Origin of the sequence: Exiguobacterium aestuarii, from assembly GCF_020171655.1 — a bacterium.
Lineage (GTDB): Bacteria > Bacillota > Bacilli > Exiguobacteriales > Exiguobacteriaceae > Exiguobacterium > Exiguobacterium aestuarii_A.
On record NZ_JAIVAC010000001.1, the window covers coordinates 2,002,630 to 2,020,618 of the forward strand.

Below are 17,989 nucleotides of genomic sequence, written 5' to 3' on the forward strand. Positions count from 1 at the left end.
TCATGCTTCGGACTTTACTGCTCACGACTTTTTTGAGCTGCATGATGATTCTTAGCGCTTGTACGATGGGTGACGAAGACAGTGTGATTGAAGACAGACAAGGCAACACCCTATGGATTGCGCCATCTCATCAAGACCCTGAGGAACAGTATGTGCTACGGGAGGTGACACTTACTTCGTCGACGATTGTCGACGGGAAACCCAACCACCTTGATACACTGAACGTCGGAGATGTCATCACGATTGAATATACAGAGAAGGACTCTTCGATCGCTGAATCAATCACCCACGAATAAGCCCAAACGAAAGCCCACGTCCAATAAACGACGTGGGCTTTATGCGTGATGTGCGTTTATCGTCTTGCCCGACTGACAGCTCGCTGTCGTCGTAAAAGAAGGGCCATCGTCTTGAGGAACGCAATTGAGTCTTTCACGAGGTCGACGTGAGACCCTTCCCGCTCGATACAAGTCACCGGCTGTTGATAGACGCGGAGACGCTCTTTTTTGGCGGCGTACATCATCTCTAGATCGATGGCGAACCCACTCGTCGCGCTCAGGTACGGAAGTAACCGTGGAATCGCCCGGCGATTGATAATTTTGAGACCCGTCTGAGAATCCGACACACCTTCTGGTAGGAACGGTTTTGTAATCGTTCGTTTTGCGAAACTGACGAACTTTCGGACGAAGCTTCGGTCTTCAATCGTCAAATCTTTCGTCCCGATGACGATGTCATAGTAATCATTTTCCGCGATACTTAGCAGTTGAGCGATATCATCGACTTTAAACGAATTGTCCGCATCGACGAACACATAATATTCGCTCGAAATATGCGTCATCCCCTCGATAAAGAGACCTGCTTTTTTCGTATTCTGCTTTAACTCATACATCTTTAAATAATCAATTTTGAACAACGTGTCTGTCGCGTTCATGACGATGTCCCGATACTCCTGTAACAAGTGTTTCGACTGATCGGAAGAGGCATCGTCCACAAAGTAGATGGACCCGTGCAAATAATTCCGTTCAATCATTTTGGTAAGGGATGTCAAAAAAGCATGAATGTGTGAAAATCGTTTCTCTTCGTTGAAAATTGGTAATATAAAGGCTACAGTCCCTTTTTTTACAGCATATTCTGGATGAATGATATTTTGAATTTCAGCTAAAATTTCATCTGTGTATTCTTCTCTATAATAAAATATTCTAAATATCCCATTCCCTAACAATTGTTTGAAGGGGAAGTTTCCTTTATGTCGAATAACGTCATCAACCCACAGAATCGACGACTGGGGATGATACGTTCGTAGTGCTGCCGCTACGTTCAAACCCGTTTCATAGTCAACATAATCAATCACGTACACTTTAATTTGCTCTTTCATGGCACGAATGTCTGGTGAAATTTTCGGTTCAGATGATGTACCTGATTCAGAAATGATCAGTTCGTAGTGCGGAATAGACGAAGCATACGGAATATTTCGTTGTTGATCTGTAAAAATCACTACTTTACCTTTATCCATCACATTGTCCTCCTTTTAAGATTGACGAATTGAAAGAGGTGATTGTATGAAAGCTGTCATGAGTCGTTATTCGATTTTACTCATCTTCCCTGTTCTTGATGCGTTACTAAACATTATCAACTACTCGTATCATTTCTTCTTAGCCCGTGGTTTGACGAGTCAAGATTACGGTCTCTTAAACGCATATCTCGCCCTTCTCGGACTGTTACTCATCATTGGGAGTGCCGTCCAATGGATCGTCACCCGAAACTTAGGACAACAAATTGCGACCGATTATCGGTATATCGAACGGATTATCTTACTCGTCGCGATGGGTTTATCCAGTGTACTCTTTATACTTATCCCATATATTCTTCCTTTATCTAGGATTAACCTCTTTTTACTTGCAGTTACAGTATTTTTCCATATCCTCGTGTCATTTCGGCGTGGGGTCTTGCAGGCAAATGAACGATTTTATGCCCTCACCCTTTCTTATTACGTCGAAGCGATTGTGAAAGTGGGCGTCACGTGGATTTTTCTCGAACAACTGGATATCACGCTCGCTTTAATCGGGATTTTGATCGGCATGATTCTCACATATGGACTCAGCATCTGGCAAACTCATTTCCCAGAAACGGCTGGAGACAAACAGTTCCATGGCTTGTTTCAACTCATCCATGTGCAGATTGTCATGACACTTTTCTTCTCGGTCGATAGTTTACTCGTTACCTTATTCTTTCCATCGTTAGTCGGAGATTATTCCGTCAGTCTACGCTTTAGTCAGCTCGTCTTGTTCGTCTGTCTGTCGATTTTCCAAGTCCTTTTGCCACGTCTGAGCCGGGCGGCCGAGACGGATTCGTTCCTATCGTTTGAGCGCACCGTATTCCGATTATTATTGGCCGCCCTTGGCATCATCACCGTCCTATATTTCTTGATCATCCCGTCGGTTGTACCGATTTTCTTCGGTCAAGGATATGACGAGGCAGGCTATTTCGTGCGCTATATGATTTTCACCTATATCGGCATCATCATCGTGCAGTATGAGGCGATGTTGCAATTTATCTTACGAAACAATCGGTATTTGCGTTGGTATTGGGCGCTACTCTTCGTCTTTCTCGTTGCCTTATTCCTATTCCGGCAATCGATGGAGATCTGGCTTTTGGCACAAGCGGTCGTCTTACTCGGAGGGTCTCTACTCCTTCGTTTCCGCTTCCATTCTGAACGACGCCAACAATTAAAGGAGGAATCGTGATGAAACCCACTTTATTATGTCTCTCTTGGCGAGACATCAAACATCCGAAAGCAGGAGGAGCCGAAGTATTCACGCATGAGATGCTGGCTTACGTGGCCCCTCGTTACAACATCATCCATCTGTCCCCTCATATCGAAGGACGTGAGGATGAGGAATGGATTGATGGCGTTCGCTATATTCGCTCCGGTACAGATATGACGAGCATCTTAGAGGCACGGCGCTACTACAAAGCGCACGAAGAGGAAATCGATCTCGTCCTCGACCAAATGAATACACACCATTACTTTACGCCATTCTATGTGCCTGCGCATAAACGTGTTCTCTTCATCCACCAATTGACGCGTGAGATTTGGCGAATCAACCTACCACCTCCCGTGTCGTGGGTCGGGGCATGGACGGAAACGAGTCGTCTGCGTCTCTATCGGCAAAACGATGCCTTGACTGTCAGTCAGTCGACGGCAGATGACCTCGTCGCCGTCGGAATTCCAGAGTCTAATATCACGATTTTGCCGGAAGGACTCAACTTCACACCGTGGCCAGAAGAAGAATGGTTCGAGAAAGAAGAACATCCCACGTTCTTATACGTCGGGCGCATGTCCGCCTATAAAGGAATCAACGATGCCGTCAAGGCGTTCGTATCCATCAAGCGCGATTTCCCGACCGCACAACTGTGGATCATCGGGAAGAAGAACGAGGCGTACATTGCCGAACAACTTGATCCGATCACGCCTGAGGATGTACGGTCGGATATTCATTACTTCGGATTCGTCAGTGAAGAAGAGAAACTCGAACGCATGAGTCGGGCGACAGCCCTTCTCTTTCCGTCCCGTCGTGAAGGCTGGGGACTGACCGTCAGCGAGGCCGCTGCTGTCGGGACACCGACCATCGTGTACGATGCGCCGGGACTTCGGGACGCGGTTCAATATGGAAAACTCGGTTACATGACGATGGCACAGACCGCAGAGGCGCTCGCGCTCGAGATGAGACGCTGCTTGAACGATCACGATCATTATGAGGTCGTGAGGCGTGAGGCCCATGCATTTTCAAAAACACTGCAATGGAGTCGCACCGGCGCGGCATTTGAACAATGGTTGAATCAAAAGTTAGGAATCTTGATTCAGGAAGGGAGAACGTCATGATTGGAATTGCGATGTCTACGTATTGTAACGAGGAAATCATTCGGGAAACGATTCAGTCCATCCAACAACAAACGGCCGACTTTGTCTGTGTGATCGCAGATGACGGCTCGACCGATCGAACCGTCGACGTCATGCGAGAGTTGACTGTAGACGATGACCGCTTCATCATCCTATCGCTTCCTCACGGTGAGCGTGGCATTGCCCGTAAAGAGGCGATCGGTCGACTCCGTGAACTCAACGTCGATGTCTTATACGTCATCGATTCGGACATGGTGTTGACCGAGGGATTGTTGACGAGTTGCCTGCTTTACCTTCAACATCACGAAGAGGTCGGAGCGCTCGTCATCCCAGAAGAGGCCTATAGCACGTACACCAACTTTTTCTCCAAAGTGAAGGTGTTTGAACGGAATCTATTCCAAATCCCAGAAGAACGGATTGATGACCGCTCCATCGAGGCGGCACGCTTTTGGCGGATGGAAGCGTACGAGGCATCAGGCGGGATCAATCCTGCTCAAATCAGTTTTGAAGAGACGCAACCGACCATTCGTTACATCCAACAAGGTGGGATCATCCGTCGCGCCACCTTCACCGCGGTGAAACATAACGAGAAGGAAGTGACACTCCAAAATCTACTCGAGAAGAAGCGCTATTACTTCCAAGTGATGCCGCAAACGCTCGAGACAGAGGAAGGTGGGTTCCGGAAGGCACTCGCTCGCTGGTATTTCTTCAGACCGGTGCTCTATCATCCGTCCAACCTCAAAAAATATAGACGACACCCTGTATTAACATTAGGGGTCGCCTACATGTATCTTCGATTAACGATGATTGGGGTATCGCAACTCTTTACCCACAAGTTCGGGAAGAACGATCCCGTGACTGATACAAAATAAATTCTCCGTATTGCGTCGGGATGACGAACCGTTTCAGCTCGCTCGTCTCCCCTGATTCGAACGGGACGACAAGATTTTCCGAGCTGACTAAGTCTCCACTCTCATAAAACAGACAGTATGCCTGTCCAAGATCGTCTAGAAACTCCGTCAACATGTCTGCGACTCGATACTTATTCGTCTTCATGTTGACGGCTTGTTGACCGACATCCTTGATGACGCGGATCACATATTCATCGATTTTCATCGGTTTTGTCATGATGCGCTTGACGTTTCCATAGTTGACGGCCGCGATCAACGTATGGGTATGTGTGTAGTCCGTCAATACGATTTGATGAATGAGCGGGAACTTTTTCTTCACATACGATAATAATTCGACCCCGTCCGTATGGGGAAGTCTTAATTCGGTGATGACGACGTCGATGTCGCTCGATTCTAAAATCTCAATCGCTTCCGTCGCTTCCGTCGCTTCAAAAATGAGTTCTCCTTCTTTCATCAACAGACGAGCCAACGTCTTTCGCGTATGCTCGTGCGGTTCGACGAGTAAGTAATTTGCCATGTTGTGTACCTCCGAAATTTTAATCGAGAAAGGGTGTCACGAAATGAAACTACTCTTACTATCAGGTGGATCTGGAAAGCGTCTATGGCCACTTTCAAACGATATTAACTCGAAACAGTTCATTCGATTACTTGATGACGGTCAAGGTGCCAAACAATCGATGATCGAACGGGTCTTCTCCCAACTAAGTGACATGCAATTAGATCGGGATGCCTTTATTTTAACAAACGCGCATCAACGCGATGCCATCGTTTACCAAATCGGGACCGACGCCAATATCATCACCGAACCGAGTCGTCGAGATACATTCCCTGCCATCGTGCTCGGTGCTAGTTATTTGAACGAACAACGTGTCGACCCGGATGAGACAGTACTCGTGATGCCGGTCGATGCTTATGTCGACCTTCGCTTCTTTGAATATTTCCCTCAAGTCGATGAAGCGGTACAAGCGAGTGACGATGCCTTACATCTGATTGGGGTCACTCCCCTCCACCCGACATCGAAATATGGATACATCGTCCCAGACGAAACGGCTCAAATCTCCTCCGTTCGCTTGTTCCAAGAAAAACCGACTGTCGATGTGGCGGAACAGTTGATTGAACAAGGCGCATTATGGAACTGTGGAATCTTCGCTTGTAAGTTGCACTTGTTGCTCGATGAACTGACGGAGCGAAACTTACCGACGACATATTCAGAACTCACGACCCGCTACGATGATTTAGAAAAAACGTCGTTCGACTATGCCGTCGTGGAACATGCGGAGTCCGTGTTCGTCCATCGTTACGATGGGGATTGGAAGGACCTAGGAACATGGAATACCTTGACCGAAGAAATGACGTCCACTACCCACGGTCAGGTTGATTTGTTCGAGTCGACGAACACACATGTCATCAACGAGTTGAATCTTCCGTTGATCGGAATCGGGCTCGAAGATCTCGTCGTCGCCGTCAACGCGGACGGGATTCTCGTCTCGACGAAAGATGCGACGCCGCAGTTAAAAGATTATCTAGCCTCCTCTGACGACTATCCAAAGTTCAAATGGAAGCGCTGGGGACAATCGGAAGTCATTCATCACGAAACGCTCGCGGACGGTCATCACAGTGTGACGCGACGAATGCTCGTCCAGGCAGGGAAAGAACTCAGCTATCATTATCACGAAGCGACCGATACGATTTGGACGATGCTTCAAGGAACGGCGACCGTCACAATTGACGGACAATCGTTTGAGGCGAAGCCGACCGACGTCATATCGATTCAACGCGGTGCGGCTCACACGCTCAAAGCTCACGAAGACGTCGTGTTCATCGAGGTTCAGTATTCAAACGATTGGACACTCGACGATGCTTGTCCTGTGCCGTCTCCACTTGATAAACAGTATTGACGCGATGCGTTGTTGGAACAGGGACTTCACTTGTGACGATTTCCACCTTTCCGGTGAACAAGTGAGGTCCTTTTCCTTTTGGAACGAAATAGTGCTCTCCTGCTCGGATGGCTTGGACGCCGTCTTCACCTTGCACGAACCCTTCACCCGAAACGACCGAGATCAATCGGAACGTTTCCGATTGTTCTAAAATCGCGGGGGTGCCATTCACTTGGTGTCGCATGATTTTGAAAGATGGTTTTGAAATCAATTCGGTCGTCAACGCATCTTTTAAATCTGTCCGTACGAGTTCGTCTGTCCGACGATCCGGAATGTTCATCACTTCCACGGCTTTCTCGATATGAAGCTCACGAAGACGACCCGTGTCATCCACTCGATCAAAATCGTAAAGACGATATGTCCGGTCACTCGTCTGTTGAATTTCAAGCAACACGACACCCGGACCAAGAGCGTGAACGGTTCCGCTCGGGATGTAAATGAAGTCACCTTTTTTCACGGCTTGCGTCTTTAGACGAGTCACCCATTCTTTTTGTTGCACACATGTATATACCTCTTGTTTCGTTCGGAACGTATGACCGACGATAATCTCGGCATTCGGTTCTGCGTCTAATACGTACCAACATTCTTCTTTCCCAAACTCCTCTTTTTCGAGACGTTGCGCCTGCTCATCGTTCGGATGAACCTGTACCGATAAATAGGCACGCGCGTCGAGTAGTTTGACGTGTAACGGAAACGTCGCGAATGGATACGGACCGAATAACTCTAAACGGTAGGCATCCCATAAATCCGCGAGCGTCTGTCCTACATATGGTCCATTTTCAAATGTAGTCATTCCACTAGGATGTGCGGATGCCGCCCAACATTCGCCAATCTTCCCTTCCGGTAACGAAAGATGAAATAAAGTCTCTAGCTGACGGCCACCCCAAATACGTTCTTTAAACACCGGTTTGAGTTTGTACATATGTGCTGCGTTTCTCAAAAAGAAGAAACGACTCCCCCTTCCTGTATTTTACCTAGATATACCCTGAAAAAGGGAGAAACTATCCAATTTATGAAGAGGGATATGTGAACATTGAAAAAACCTCACGAGCTCTACCCGAAATCAAGGCGCCGTGAGGTTTCATCTTCCTTATTTGATTAATTCGAGTTCGACCGGGATGTTCTCTTCCACCGTTTCACCCTTCAAATGATTGATTGCCGCTTCTACACCCAATTTACCAATCTCAGCTGGTTTTTGAGCAACCGTTGCTGCCATCGTCCCACCTTCGACCGCTTTGACCGCATCGTCTGTTGCATCGAATCCGATGACTTTCACGTCACTCATTCCAGCCGCTTCAAGTGCTTGAACAGCACCGAGTGCCATCTCATCGTTATGTGCGAATACAGCGACGATGTCTTTATTATCTTGTAAAATATTCTCCATGACCGTTAATCCTTCTGCACGGTCAAAGTTTGCAGATTGTTTTGCCACGACTTCCAATTTCCCATCGATTGCTTCGTTGAATCCTTGTCCACGGTCACGTGTCGCTGACGCTCCCGGAATCCCTTCGAGTTCGACGACTTTTTGACCTTCGCCTACGAGTTCGACCATATAGTCACCCGCCAACTGTCCACCTGCGACGTTGTCTGAGGCGACGTGTGCGACCACTTCACCAGTCTCTGCGTTACGGTCTACCGTAATGACCGGAATACCCGCGTCATTTGCTGCTTGTACCGCTGCGCCGACTGCTTCTGAATCTGTCGGGTTGATGAGAATCAAATCCATTCCTTTTTGAATCATGTCTTCAACGTCATTCACTTGTTTTGCGGCATCGTTTTGTGCGTCCGCCACTGTCAACGTCGCATCCATTTCGTTCGCCTGTTCTTCTGCGCCTTCTTTTAATGCGACGAAGAACGGGTTGTTTAATGTCGAGATGGATAAGCCGATTTCATAATCCCCATCTTTCGTTTCCGTCTCAGACGTTGACCCCGGTTGTTCAGTCGAGCAAGCTGCCATCAGTACCATTGTCAGTGCGAGTAGCCAAGCTGTCCATTTTTTCATGTTCCGTTTTCCCCTTTCGCGTATTACGCGTTTTGTCGACGATCAAGCAATACTGCAAACAATATAACTGCACCTTTTACGACGAGTTGGAAGAAAGATGATACGCCGAGAAGGTTCAATCCGTTGTTCAACGTGCCAATGATCAGTGCCCCGATCAATGTTCCGACAATCCAACCTCGACCACCCGCAAGGCTCGTTCCCCCGAGAACGACCGCCGCGATGGCATCGAGTTCATATGACGTTCCTGCTGTCGGTTGTGCGGAGTTGAGACGTGATGTCAAGATGATGCCCGCGAGTGCAGCAAGCATACCCGATAGCGAATAAATCATGATTTTGACTTTATTGACGCCAATCCCCATCAATTTTGCCGCTTCTTCATTTCCACCGATCGCGTACGTGTGACGACCAAATGTCGTCTTTTTCAAAATGAAATAAAGAACACCGAACGCGAGTAACATCGTCAATGCCGGCACCGGTATAATCCAGAAGTAGCCACGTCCGAGCATCTCGAACCACCCAGAATTTCCGAGACCAGTAATCGGTCGCCCATCCGTATAGACGAGCGTCAAACCTCGGTAAATCGTCATCGTGGCCAATGTCGCGATGAACGGCGCCACTTTCCCGTATGTGATGACTGCCCCGTTAAAGGCCCCGAGAACGGCACCCGCAATCAAGCCAAGTGCAACGGCCATGACCGCATGTTGACCGTCCACCATCATGCCTGCCACTAGTGCAGAGGCGAGCGCTAAAATCGACCCGACCGATAAATCAATCCCACCTGTCAAGATGACGAATGTCATCCCGAAGGCAATCAAGGCATTGATGGAAACTTGTCGAAGTACGTTAAAAATATTATTTAATGATAAAAATCCAGGTTCGAGCGCGGTCACGACGACGACGATGACGAGTAGACCAAACAGCGGTCCTAACTTTTGTCCCCATCCGAGTCGACCCGGGCGCTTCAGTGCAGTCGTTGCTTTCAATTCCATGTCATTGCCCTCCTGTCGCATACGTCATTACTTTTTCTTGCGTCGCCTCTTCTTTTGTGAGCGTTCCGGTCACAACACCTTCCCGCATGACGACGATTCGGTCACTCATCCCGAGCACTTCCGGTAAATCGGAGGAGACCATGATGATGGCGACACCTGACTCCGCAAGATCACTCATGATATTGTAAATTTCTTTCTTGGCACCGACGTCGACTCCACGGGTCGGTTCATCTAAAATCAAGACGTCCGGCTCGACACCTAACCATTTACCGAGCACAATCTTCTGTTGATTCCCACCGGACAACGACTTCACTTTTTGCTCCATCGAATGATGCTTGACCCGCAGTTTTTGTAAGTATGTCTCGGCGAACGTTGCTTCTTGTTGTTTGGAGATGACCGACCCTTTCGCCCGTTTATCGAGTGTCGGGAGTGACAAGTTTTCTCTTAGTGAGAAGTCGAGAAGCAAGCCCTCTCCTTTTCGGTCTTCTGTCAAAAAGGCGATGCCTTGTTTGATGGCGTCTGCCGGAGTCTTGATTCGAATCGGTTTCCCGTTCAATTTGATAACTCCCCCCTTGTGGGCGTCTGCCCCAAATAGGGCACGCATCACTTCAGTCCGTCCTGCGCCCATCAATCCGGAGAATCCGACGATTTCACCAGCTTGAACATTGAATGATACGTTGTGGAACCGGTTACCTATTAAATCATCTACTTCGAGCACGACATCCCCGAGCGTTGCCGTGCGCGTCGGATATCGTTCACCAATCTCGCGTCCGACCATGTCGCGTACGGTTTCCTCAAAAGAAGTGTCCGAAATCATACGTGTCGAGATGGACTGTCCGTCCCGAAGTACGGTGATTCGATCACACAAGTCGAAAATTTCTTCCATGCGGTGCGAGATATAGATGATGGACACACCTTGATCCCGTAGAGCCCGTGAGACGGCGAAGAGCGCCTGAATTTCGCGATCGGTCAAGGCGGCCGTCGGTTCGTCCATGACGATGACTTTCGCATCTGTCATGAGTGCCTTGGCAATCTCAATCATCTGTTGCTGACCGACCGATAAGTTGCGCGCCACTTCATCGACATCCATGAAGACGTTCAATTCTGCCAAATATTCACGAGCGCGTCGTGTCATTTCCTGCTGTTTGACCATCCCGAACGGCCCCGTCAGCTCCCGACCCAAAAATAAGTTTTCCGTTACCGTCATCTCCGGTAAAATGTTGAGCTCCTGATGGATGAAGGCAATCCCTTCTTGCTCCGCTTCTTTTGGGTGTTTGAATTGACGTTTCTTCCCATCGATGAGGATGTCTCCTTCATCTTGAGCATGAAGACCGGTCATCACTTTCATCAACGTTGACTTGCCTGCTCCGTTTTCCCCCATGAGCGCATGAATTTCTCCGGGCAATAGTTCGAAGTCGACCCCTTTCAAGACGGAGACCGGACCGAACGACTTATGGATGCCTTTCAACTGAATGTGCATCGAAATCCCCCCTTAAAAAATGACCCCGGCGTGTAAGATGACGTTCGCGTAAGGTGTCGCTTCCCCAGTTCGAATGACCACTTTTGCTTTTGCGACCTCCCGTTTGAAATCTTCATGCGAACACATGTCGATGCTTGTGTATCGTTCTTTCAGTGAATCTGCAATCGTTGTGTTGTGTGTGAGAATCTCTTCGGCAATCGTGATGCGCTCTACGACCAAATCCGATTCGACGACATCAAGTACCTCAAGAAAGGAAGGTTCTCCGATTCGGAGGCTAAGGTCGACACGCTTCACCCCGTCTGGAATCGGGAGTCCGCAGTCTGCGATGACGACGCGATCCGTATGCCCGAGATCGGCAAAGGTTTTTGCTAAATGACTGTTTAAAATCCCATGTTTTTTCATCACACGCGCTCCAATCGTTGTTGTACATCTTCTCGTGTCGGCATACCACCTTGTGCGCCAAACCCTTCGACACTCATACCGGACGCGACTACGGCAAACCGTACGGCCGTCTCTAAATCCTCTTGTTCGATGAGGGAGACAGCGAGCGCACCGTTGAACGTGTCACCGGCTCCTGTCGTGTCGACGACGTTCGCTCGGATAGCTGGCACATGCCGCACTTCTCGTCCGTCATGGAATCGAACACCTCGGACGCCCTCCGTGACGAGTAATTTGTTAGGATATCGTTCAAGCACTTCGTCCACGGACAATCCCTTAAATAAATCCCGGCATTCATGTTCGTTCGGCGTCAAATACGTGACGTCTTCAATCACTTCTGGCGGGAGCGGTTGCGACGGTGCGGGATTGAGTAGTACCGGAATCCCTTTTGCTTTACAGTAAGTGGTCACTTGCTGCACGGTCTCGATTGGAATCTCGAGCTGCAAGAGTACGAACGACTGCTCATCGAGTAGCTGATCTAGTTCCTCGTCCGTGAAGATAACTTGCTTGTTCGCTGATTGGACGACGACAATCGAATTATCTGCTTCCGCCAATACGATGTGTGCCGTCCCCGTCACTTCATTCGGTATGACCCGAACGTGCGCAACATCGACACCATACTGTTTGAAGTTCTCAACAATCTGCTGGCCGAATGGATCGTTCCCTACACAACCGACCATCTGCACGGCACTTCCTAACTTAGAAGCAGCGACTGCTTGGTTCGCACCTTTCCCTCCTGGAACGGTACGGAACGACTCGCCGATGACGGTTTCCCCTGCTTGCGGACGTTTGTCGGACGTGACGACAAGGTCCATCGATATACTGCCAATGACAACAATGCGTTTCATTCTTTATTTCTCCTTCCGCTTTGTCGTTTGTCTTTCAAGTAACGTGACCGGTAACAGCATCTCTCTCGGTCGTGTGTCTTTTTTCTCAATCAAATCGAGCAATCGTTCTGTCGCCACTCGCCCCATCTCATAAATCGGTTGAACGATGGTCGTCAGCGGCGGAGACGTCATCTCCCCTAGTTCGATCCCGTCATATCCGATGACCTGTAGTTCTTCCGGGACACGAATGTTTCGACGAACTGCTTCCTGCAATACCGCGGCTGCAATCACATCGTTCGCTGCAAAGATGCCATCGAACGGCCACGCATGATCGAACAGCTCTTGGGACGCTTTCAAGGCATCTTTAAACGTGAACGTGGACTCGGTCATCCCGACGAGTTTGTCTCCTGCCACTTCGACAAATCCTTCGGTCCGACGTTTGACCGTCTTGAGATGATCAGGTCCGGCAATATGTGCCAGTCGTGTCGCACCGCGTTGTAACAACGTATCGGCTGCCAACTTTCCTCCCTCATAACCATCCGATACAACGGCATCAATCCCAGCCTTCACAATTCGGTCGAGCGCGACCATCGGTAAATCCAACGTCTCATAATTCGGATTATGCGAATGGTTCGTCGTGATGATCAGCCCATCGACATGCATCGTCTGCAAGGCGACCAAATATGTCTGCTCTTTTTCGAGTTGTTCGTCTGTGTTGCATAAGACGACTTGATACCCATGCTGATTGGCGACATCCTCAATCGCCCGAGCTAGCTGTGGAAAGAACGGGTTTGTTATGTCTGGCATGATGAGTCCAATCAAGTTCGACGATTTTTTATAAAGCGAACGAGCGACTCGGTTCGGCGCGTAATTCAGTTCTGCAATCGCCTTTTCGACCGCTTCTTTCGCCTCTTCGCTCACATATCCGCTCTTATTCATGACGCGTGATACGGTCGCCACTGAGACGTTCGCATGTTTTGCCACTTGTTTGATGGTCGCCATTTGACATCCTCCGTTCTGGAAACGCTTACAAAACCATCTTAATGTGTAACCGGTTACATATCAAGGGGTTTTTATGATTTCATGAAAAAACACATTGAAACAGCGCTTCAATGTGTAGAGAATGTCGGATTGAGTTGGACATAGACGAGACATTCTACCGTCCGTCCATCGAGTCGGGTCAATTCTTGCGTCTTCGTGAACGCATAGGTGAACCCACATTTCTCAACGACGCGTCGGGATTGGTCATTGAAGCTGAAATAGCCGCACCAAATCCGCTCCAGCCCTAATGCTTCGAATCCAAATCGAATCATCGCCTGAACGGCTTCCGGCACATAGCCGTTCCCCCAATAATCGGGGCTGAGCACATAACCGATTTCACGTTGAGCCTCATGTTGAATCGTAGGGTCTGGTCTTCGGTCGTGTAATCCGATGCTGCCAATCACTTGCCCGGTTTCTTTCAACGCGATCGCCCACACGTCTTTTTCCTCAACAAACAGTCGAATGACATCTTTCGTCTCTTCAACGGATTCATGTGGCGCCCAACCTGCCATCGGTCCGACACGTTCGTCTTTGGCGTAACGATACATATCCTCTGCGTCTTCTAGCGTAAATGCTCTTAAGATCAATCGTTCTGTCTCCATCTTGATCATACAAACCCATCCTTTTCCTTCAAGTTGTTTCTTTCCCCGACCTAATGGGAAAACGTTAGGCGAGGAGGAATGAACATGCCATTTGACTATGATTTAAATTTTGATGAAATCGACTTCCGAAAACAACCCGAACTGTACCGAGTCGGGCGTGGTGAACAAGGGGTACTACTCGTCGAACCGTATAAAAGTGAGATTTTGCCCCATTGGCGATTTAAAACGCCAGAGATCGCCAAGCAATCCGCTGAAGAAATCATGGAATTGTTTGAAGCGTATCGCGCAAACGATGATTTCGTCGGAATGGACATGGCCCGAAAGTTCATCCAAATGGGCTACACGCGAGCCCGACGCTACGCCAATTATAAAGGTGGTCGTAAATATAAAGAAGACGGTGACATCCACGAGCGCGAAATCGACGAAGAAAAAGCAGAGTCTGCCCGCATCTTCAAAACGTATTGGGATCAACTCCGTGCCGATGAGGATTATTTGCGACGTAAAAAGGCACATCAGAAACAATATGGTTAATCGCGCACCATCACTTGAAACGGAACCTCATTCCGCTCAAACGATGTGATGGTATGAAATCCAAGCGTTTCATATAGGTGAATCGCACGCTCGTTGAAAGAGGCGACCGTTAGACGGAGCGGTTTCCCTCGTTCCGCCGCTCTCTTTATGACGTATTCCACAAACGATTGTCCGCGTCCTTTACCCGTCAAGTCAGGTCTCATCCCAAATCCAATGTCCGTGAAGTCTGACGAATACGGATATGTCGGATTGGGCACTTGAGCCGGTGAACCGATGCAATAAAATCCAATCAGCTCATGATCCTCTAACATCGCCTGATATGTCATCAACTCGTCAATCCCCTCTTCAGAAGGCGACTGATTATAAAAGTCATAAGGAGCTCCGTATGTCCATTCTTGAATTTGACTTGCCCATTCACGCGTCATCGGTCGGTGATGCATTCGTCTCCCCTCCGTACTCTTTTCACGATTACTATGTAAAAAAGATGAGGTCGCCCCCATCTTTATTTTCGAGTCCATTCTGCCGTCATCGCCACGTCTGCTGCATGCATCAGATTATGAATCGGACAGCGTGCTTCGACAGCCTTCCTTAATGCTTCGATTCGCTCATCCGATTCGGTCGTGTCCAATACAACTTTCATATGAGTCGACTCGAAATAAGTTCGGACACCTTCCATCCCTTGGAATCCTCGTGGATCGAGCGTTCCTTCTGTTACGAACTCGACCCCTTCGTAATCAAAGTTTAAGTCCTGTGCGGCATACGCAATCATGATGGTCGTACAGGACGACTGGGCACCGAGAAGATACTCAAGCGGGTTCGGTCCTTTGTTCGTTCCACCGAGTCGTTCCGGCTCATCTACGATAAATGGGGTGTGCTCACCTACACGTACAGTCGTCTTGACGCCTCCGGCTTCTCCCTCGGCGCGCATCGTCACTAACGGTCTTTCTGACATGTTCCATCCTCCTCTCCATAATCAAACACCTCTATGTTCCCTTTATTTCGGGCCATGTAACGCCTCGTCATAAATCGCATAATCATTTTTTCCGTCCTGCTTGATTTGGTACATCGCTTGGTCCGCTTTATGAATCAGCGTATCCAAGTCCGTCCCTTGGTCCGGCGCATGACTGACCCCAATACTTGCCCGGATTGGTATCGTCACATCCGACGTTCTGTATGGATTCCGATTCAACGTCATCTGAAGTTCGTGAATAAATGCGAGTACTTCAGATTCCGTCAGATTGACTAAGTAGATATAAAACTCATCGCCTCCGACACGAGAAGCCAAGCCGACGTCTCGCGTTGATGCTTCTAACAATCCACCTAAATGCGTTAAGAAATGATCGCCCTCTTGGTGACCATACGTATCGTTGACCGCTTTGAAACCGTCCAAATCAATAATCAATAAAGATAATCTTGAGGAACTTAGTAACGCATGGTCTGCCTGTTCATAAAACGCACGTCGATTGGTCAACTTCGTCAGTGGGTCATGATAGGCAAAGAAACGGATTGTTTGCTCGGCTTCTTTGAACGAATGAACGTCTCGAATGATAATCATCCCATGGATTGTTCGATCGATATCAACAAAGTCCCCATCAATGACGACATATCGCTCTTGCCCGGATTTCGTCATAATCTTCGTCTCGAACTCTAAAAACTTTTTGCGAGTCTGGAAATGTTGATGATAATGTTCCATCCACTCTGCCTTTTTCTTTTCCGGTAATAAATCGACAAAGCGTTCATTTACGACACGGACTGTATGAAATAGCGTTCGTGCGGCCGGATTCGCACTTTCCACTTTTCCATCGGGATCAATCAACAAGATGGCAGATGGATTCAAGTTATACAGTGTCCCGTATCGCTTCACGTAAGAGGTCAAGAAATCCAAACGATTCATTGCGATGACGAGCGCCACTGCCCATACGAGCCCTCCATACATATAAGAGTACGGCGGAATGAACCCACGGAATTGAAAATAACCGAAGACAACATCCCATAACAATACGACATTCGCCGTCCAAAAAAGCATGCGCAACACGCGTTGGTGTTCTCTTCGTTCCGCACGTTTGAGAGCATAAAAAATGAGACCGATGATCAATATGTGAAAGATGTTCCCGACGGTCAGCGTAATCAAATAAGAAGCGTTGAACTCGGGATAAATCCAAATCCCCACTTGCTCAAACTGTTGACTGTTGATGATGTTCTCTCGCCGGATATACGTCAACATGACGGGAATCAGCGGCAAATAGACGACCCAAGGATACAGCCACTTCGGTGCCTTTGCTCCGACGCCTGTGATACTTAATATGAAATGAACAGAAAAGATAAAGATGAAGATGCCGGCATTCCCAAACCAATACGCAATGAGTGCCGGACTGTATTCAATCGGAGAAAGATGGCGGACAAATTCAGCCAAGAAGAGCATCGAATAACCGAACACAAACAGGCTCAGCAAACGATGCTCTACTTTATTCGGATTTCGTTGAAAGACATCTAGTGCTAAAAAGCCGAGCAAAAATGACGGTAACAAATAGACCGCCAGATAAATAAACATCTCGGTCATGCGGGACCTCCTCACCTGTTCGTATTCTTCTATTTCGTTATTCTGCGTTCTTTTCCCTCTTTAACGCGACAAAAAACGGGATGGTTCACATCCCGTTCTTGATGTCACATACTTATAGCGTTTCTTCGATCGGGGTATCCCCTTTGATCAAATCGATTGCTTTGTTCTGTGCGTTTGAATGGTTATGAAGGACGTGCACCAAGAATGATGCCACGTCTTCGCGTGGAATCTCTCCACTTCCTTCGAATTGCGTGTTCACTTTGCCCGTTCCCGCATCATCTGTCAACGCGCCCGGACGAACAATCGTGTATGTGAGTCCACTCTGTTCGAGTAAGCGATCGGCATGATGCTTCGCTACGTAGTACGGCTTCATCGAATCTGGCCAAGCTGAGCGATCCTCTGCTTTCAAGGCGCTGACCATGACGAAGTGTTTGATGTTCCCGTTCGCTTGTGCTGCTTCGATACTCTTCGCTGCACCATCTAGGTCAATTAAAAGGGTCTTGTCTGCTCCAGTGCTTCCACCAGAACCGGCTGCGAACACGATGACATCCATCCCGTCGATTGCCTTTTCCAAGTCCGCCACTGAACCTTCGAGGTCACCGAGTACGGCGTTGTATCCTTTTGACTTGAAGTCATTGAGTTGCTCTTCTTTACGCACCATCGCTGTGACGTGATGCTTCCCTTCATTGTGTAACTTTTCCACCAATTGATGGCCAATCTGGCCGTTTGCACCGATTACAAATACGTTCATCTGTCTTCCTCCTCAAGAATTA

At 48.3% G+C, this 17,989-nt stretch carries 20 protein-coding genes; 6 read left to right on the forward strand and 14 right to left on the reverse strand.

Annotated elements, in window-relative coordinates; genetic code table 11:
- The first annotated feature begins 2 nt into the window (after positions 1-2).
- Positions 3-296 (forward strand): hypothetical protein, encoded by a 294-nt coding sequence (locus LCM29_RS10400; protein WP_224862587.1) that lies wholly within the window; start codon positions 3-5, stop codon positions 294-296.
- Between the two features lie 56 nt (positions 297-352).
- Here LCM29_RS10400 and LCM29_RS10405 read toward each other — a convergent pair whose 3' ends face one another.
- Positions 353-1,510, reverse strand: coding sequence for a glycosyltransferase (locus tag LCM29_RS10405; protein ID WP_224862589.1), 1,158 nt, complete (start codon positions 1,508-1,510; stop codon positions 353-355).
- 46 nt (positions 1,511-1,556) lie between these two features.
- On the opposite strand from LCM29_RS10405, the gene LCM29_RS10410 reads away from it, so the two are divergent.
- The 3 genes from LCM29_RS10410 to LCM29_RS10420 are packed head-to-tail and all read left to right on the forward strand — an operon-like array spanning position 1,557 to position 4,770.
- Positions 1,557-2,741 (forward strand): lipopolysaccharide biosynthesis protein, encoded by a 1,185-nt coding sequence (locus tag LCM29_RS10410; RefSeq protein ID WP_224862591.1) that lies wholly within the window; start codon positions 1,557-1,559, stop codon positions 2,739-2,741.
- The gene (locus tag LCM29_RS10415) at positions 2,741-3,880 is read left to right on the forward strand and encodes a glycosyltransferase family 4 protein (RefSeq protein WP_224862593.1); all 1,140 of its coding nucleotides are present in this window, start codon (positions 2,741-2,743) and stop codon (positions 3,878-3,880) included. The genes LCM29_RS10410 and LCM29_RS10415 overlap by 1 nt, the downstream gene beginning before the upstream one ends.
- Positions 3,877-4,770 carry a glycosyltransferase family 2 protein gene (locus LCM29_RS10420; RefSeq protein WP_224862595.1) on the forward strand — a complete coding sequence of 298 codons (894 nt, stop codon included), beginning with the start codon at positions 3,877-3,879 and terminating at the stop codon, positions 4,768-4,770. The genes LCM29_RS10415 and LCM29_RS10420 overlap by 4 nt, the downstream gene beginning before the upstream one ends.
- Here LCM29_RS10420 and LCM29_RS10425 read toward each other — a convergent pair.
- Positions 4,724-5,326, reverse strand: coding sequence for a response regulator (locus tag LCM29_RS10425; protein ID WP_224862597.1), 603 nt, complete (start codon positions 5,324-5,326; stop codon positions 4,724-4,726). The two genes, LCM29_RS10420 and LCM29_RS10425, sit on opposite strands and share 47 nt — an antisense overlap.
- A 43-nt stretch (positions 5,327-5,369) precedes the next feature.
- Here LCM29_RS10425 and LCM29_RS10430 point away from each other — a divergent pair, with 43 nt between their 5' ends.
- Positions 5,370-6,707: a sugar phosphate nucleotidyltransferase gene (locus LCM29_RS10430; RefSeq protein ID WP_224862599.1), complete on the forward strand. Its 1,338-nt coding sequence runs from the start codon at positions 5,370-5,372 to the stop codon at positions 6,705-6,707.
- Here the strand turns inward: LCM29_RS10430 and manA are convergent.
- The 8 genes from manA to LCM29_RS10470 all read right to left on the reverse strand — a co-directional run bounded on the left by manA (position 6,628) and on the right by LCM29_RS10470 (position 14,134).
- Positions 6,628-7,668 (reverse strand): mannose-6-phosphate isomerase, class I, encoded by a 1,041-nt coding sequence (gene manA / locus LCM29_RS10435; RefSeq protein ID WP_224862601.1) that lies wholly within the window; start codon positions 7,666-7,668, stop codon positions 6,628-6,630. The two genes, LCM29_RS10430 and manA, sit on opposite strands and share 80 nt — an antisense overlap.
- Positions 7,669-7,836: 168 nt before the next feature.
- Complete coding sequence (gene rbsB / locus LCM29_RS10440) at positions 7,837-8,748, reverse strand: ribose ABC transporter substrate-binding protein RbsB (protein WP_214694925.1); 912 nt, start codon at positions 8,746-8,748, stop codon at positions 7,837-7,839.
- Between the two features lie 23 nt (positions 8,749-8,771).
- A complete protein-coding gene (locus LCM29_RS10445; RefSeq protein ID WP_214694930.1) occupies positions 8,772-9,737 on the reverse strand; it encodes an ABC transporter permease subunit in 966 nt (321 codons plus the stop codon).
- A gap of 1 nt (position 9,738) precedes the next feature.
- A complete protein-coding gene (locus LCM29_RS10450; protein WP_224862603.1) occupies positions 9,739-11,217 on the reverse strand; it encodes a sugar ABC transporter ATP-binding protein in 1,479 nt (492 codons plus the stop codon).
- Positions 11,218-11,229: 12 nt separating this feature from the next.
- On the reverse strand, positions 11,230-11,619 hold the full coding sequence (gene rbsD / locus LCM29_RS10455; protein WP_224862605.1) for a D-ribose pyranase: 390 nt from the start codon (positions 11,617-11,619) through the stop codon (positions 11,230-11,232).
- Complete coding sequence (gene rbsK / locus LCM29_RS10460; protein ID WP_224862607.1) at positions 11,619-12,503, reverse strand: ribokinase; 885 nt, start codon at positions 12,501-12,503, stop codon at positions 11,619-11,621. Before rbsK ends, rbsD begins: the two co-directional genes overlap by 1 nt.
- Positions 12,504-12,506: 3 nt before the next feature.
- Positions 12,507-13,484: a LacI family DNA-binding transcriptional regulator gene (locus tag LCM29_RS10465; RefSeq protein WP_214875080.1), complete on the reverse strand. Its 978-nt coding sequence runs from the start codon at positions 13,482-13,484 to the stop codon at positions 12,507-12,509.
- 107 nt (positions 13,485-13,591) lie between these two features.
- Positions 13,592-14,134, reverse strand: coding sequence for a GNAT family N-acetyltransferase (locus LCM29_RS10470; RefSeq protein WP_224862609.1), 543 nt, complete (start codon positions 14,132-14,134; stop codon positions 13,592-13,594).
- Positions 14,135-14,209: 75 nt separating this feature from the next.
- Here LCM29_RS10470 and LCM29_RS10475 point away from each other — a divergent pair, with 75 nt between their 5' ends.
- A complete protein-coding gene (locus LCM29_RS10475) occupies positions 14,210-14,656 on the forward strand; it encodes a DUF4385 domain-containing protein (RefSeq protein ID WP_012727567.1) in 447 nt (148 codons plus the stop codon).
- Here the strand turns inward: LCM29_RS10475 and LCM29_RS10480 are convergent.
- The 4 genes from LCM29_RS10480 to LCM29_RS10495 all read right to left on the reverse strand — a co-directional run bounded on the left by LCM29_RS10480 (position 14,653) and on the right by LCM29_RS10495 (position 17,967).
- Complete coding sequence (locus LCM29_RS10480) at positions 14,653-15,096, reverse strand: GNAT family N-acetyltransferase (protein ID WP_224862611.1); 444 nt, start codon at positions 15,094-15,096, stop codon at positions 14,653-14,655. The genes LCM29_RS10475 and LCM29_RS10480 overlap by 4 nt on opposite strands.
- A 62-nt stretch (positions 15,097-15,158) precedes the next feature.
- On the reverse strand, positions 15,159-15,608 hold the full coding sequence (locus tag LCM29_RS10485; RefSeq protein WP_214694945.1) for an OsmC family protein: 450 nt from the start codon (positions 15,606-15,608) through the stop codon (positions 15,159-15,161).
- A 42-nt stretch (positions 15,609-15,650) separates the two neighbouring features.
- Positions 15,651-17,216, reverse strand: coding sequence for a GGDEF domain-containing protein (locus LCM29_RS10490; protein WP_224862613.1), 1,566 nt, complete (start codon positions 17,214-17,216; stop codon positions 15,651-15,653).
- Between the two features lie 112 nt (positions 17,217-17,328).
- Entirely contained in the window at positions 17,329-17,967 is a 639-nt protein-coding gene (locus LCM29_RS10495) for an SDR family oxidoreductase (protein WP_214694957.1), read from the reverse strand.
- Between the last annotated feature and the right edge of the window lie 22 nt (positions 17,968-17,989).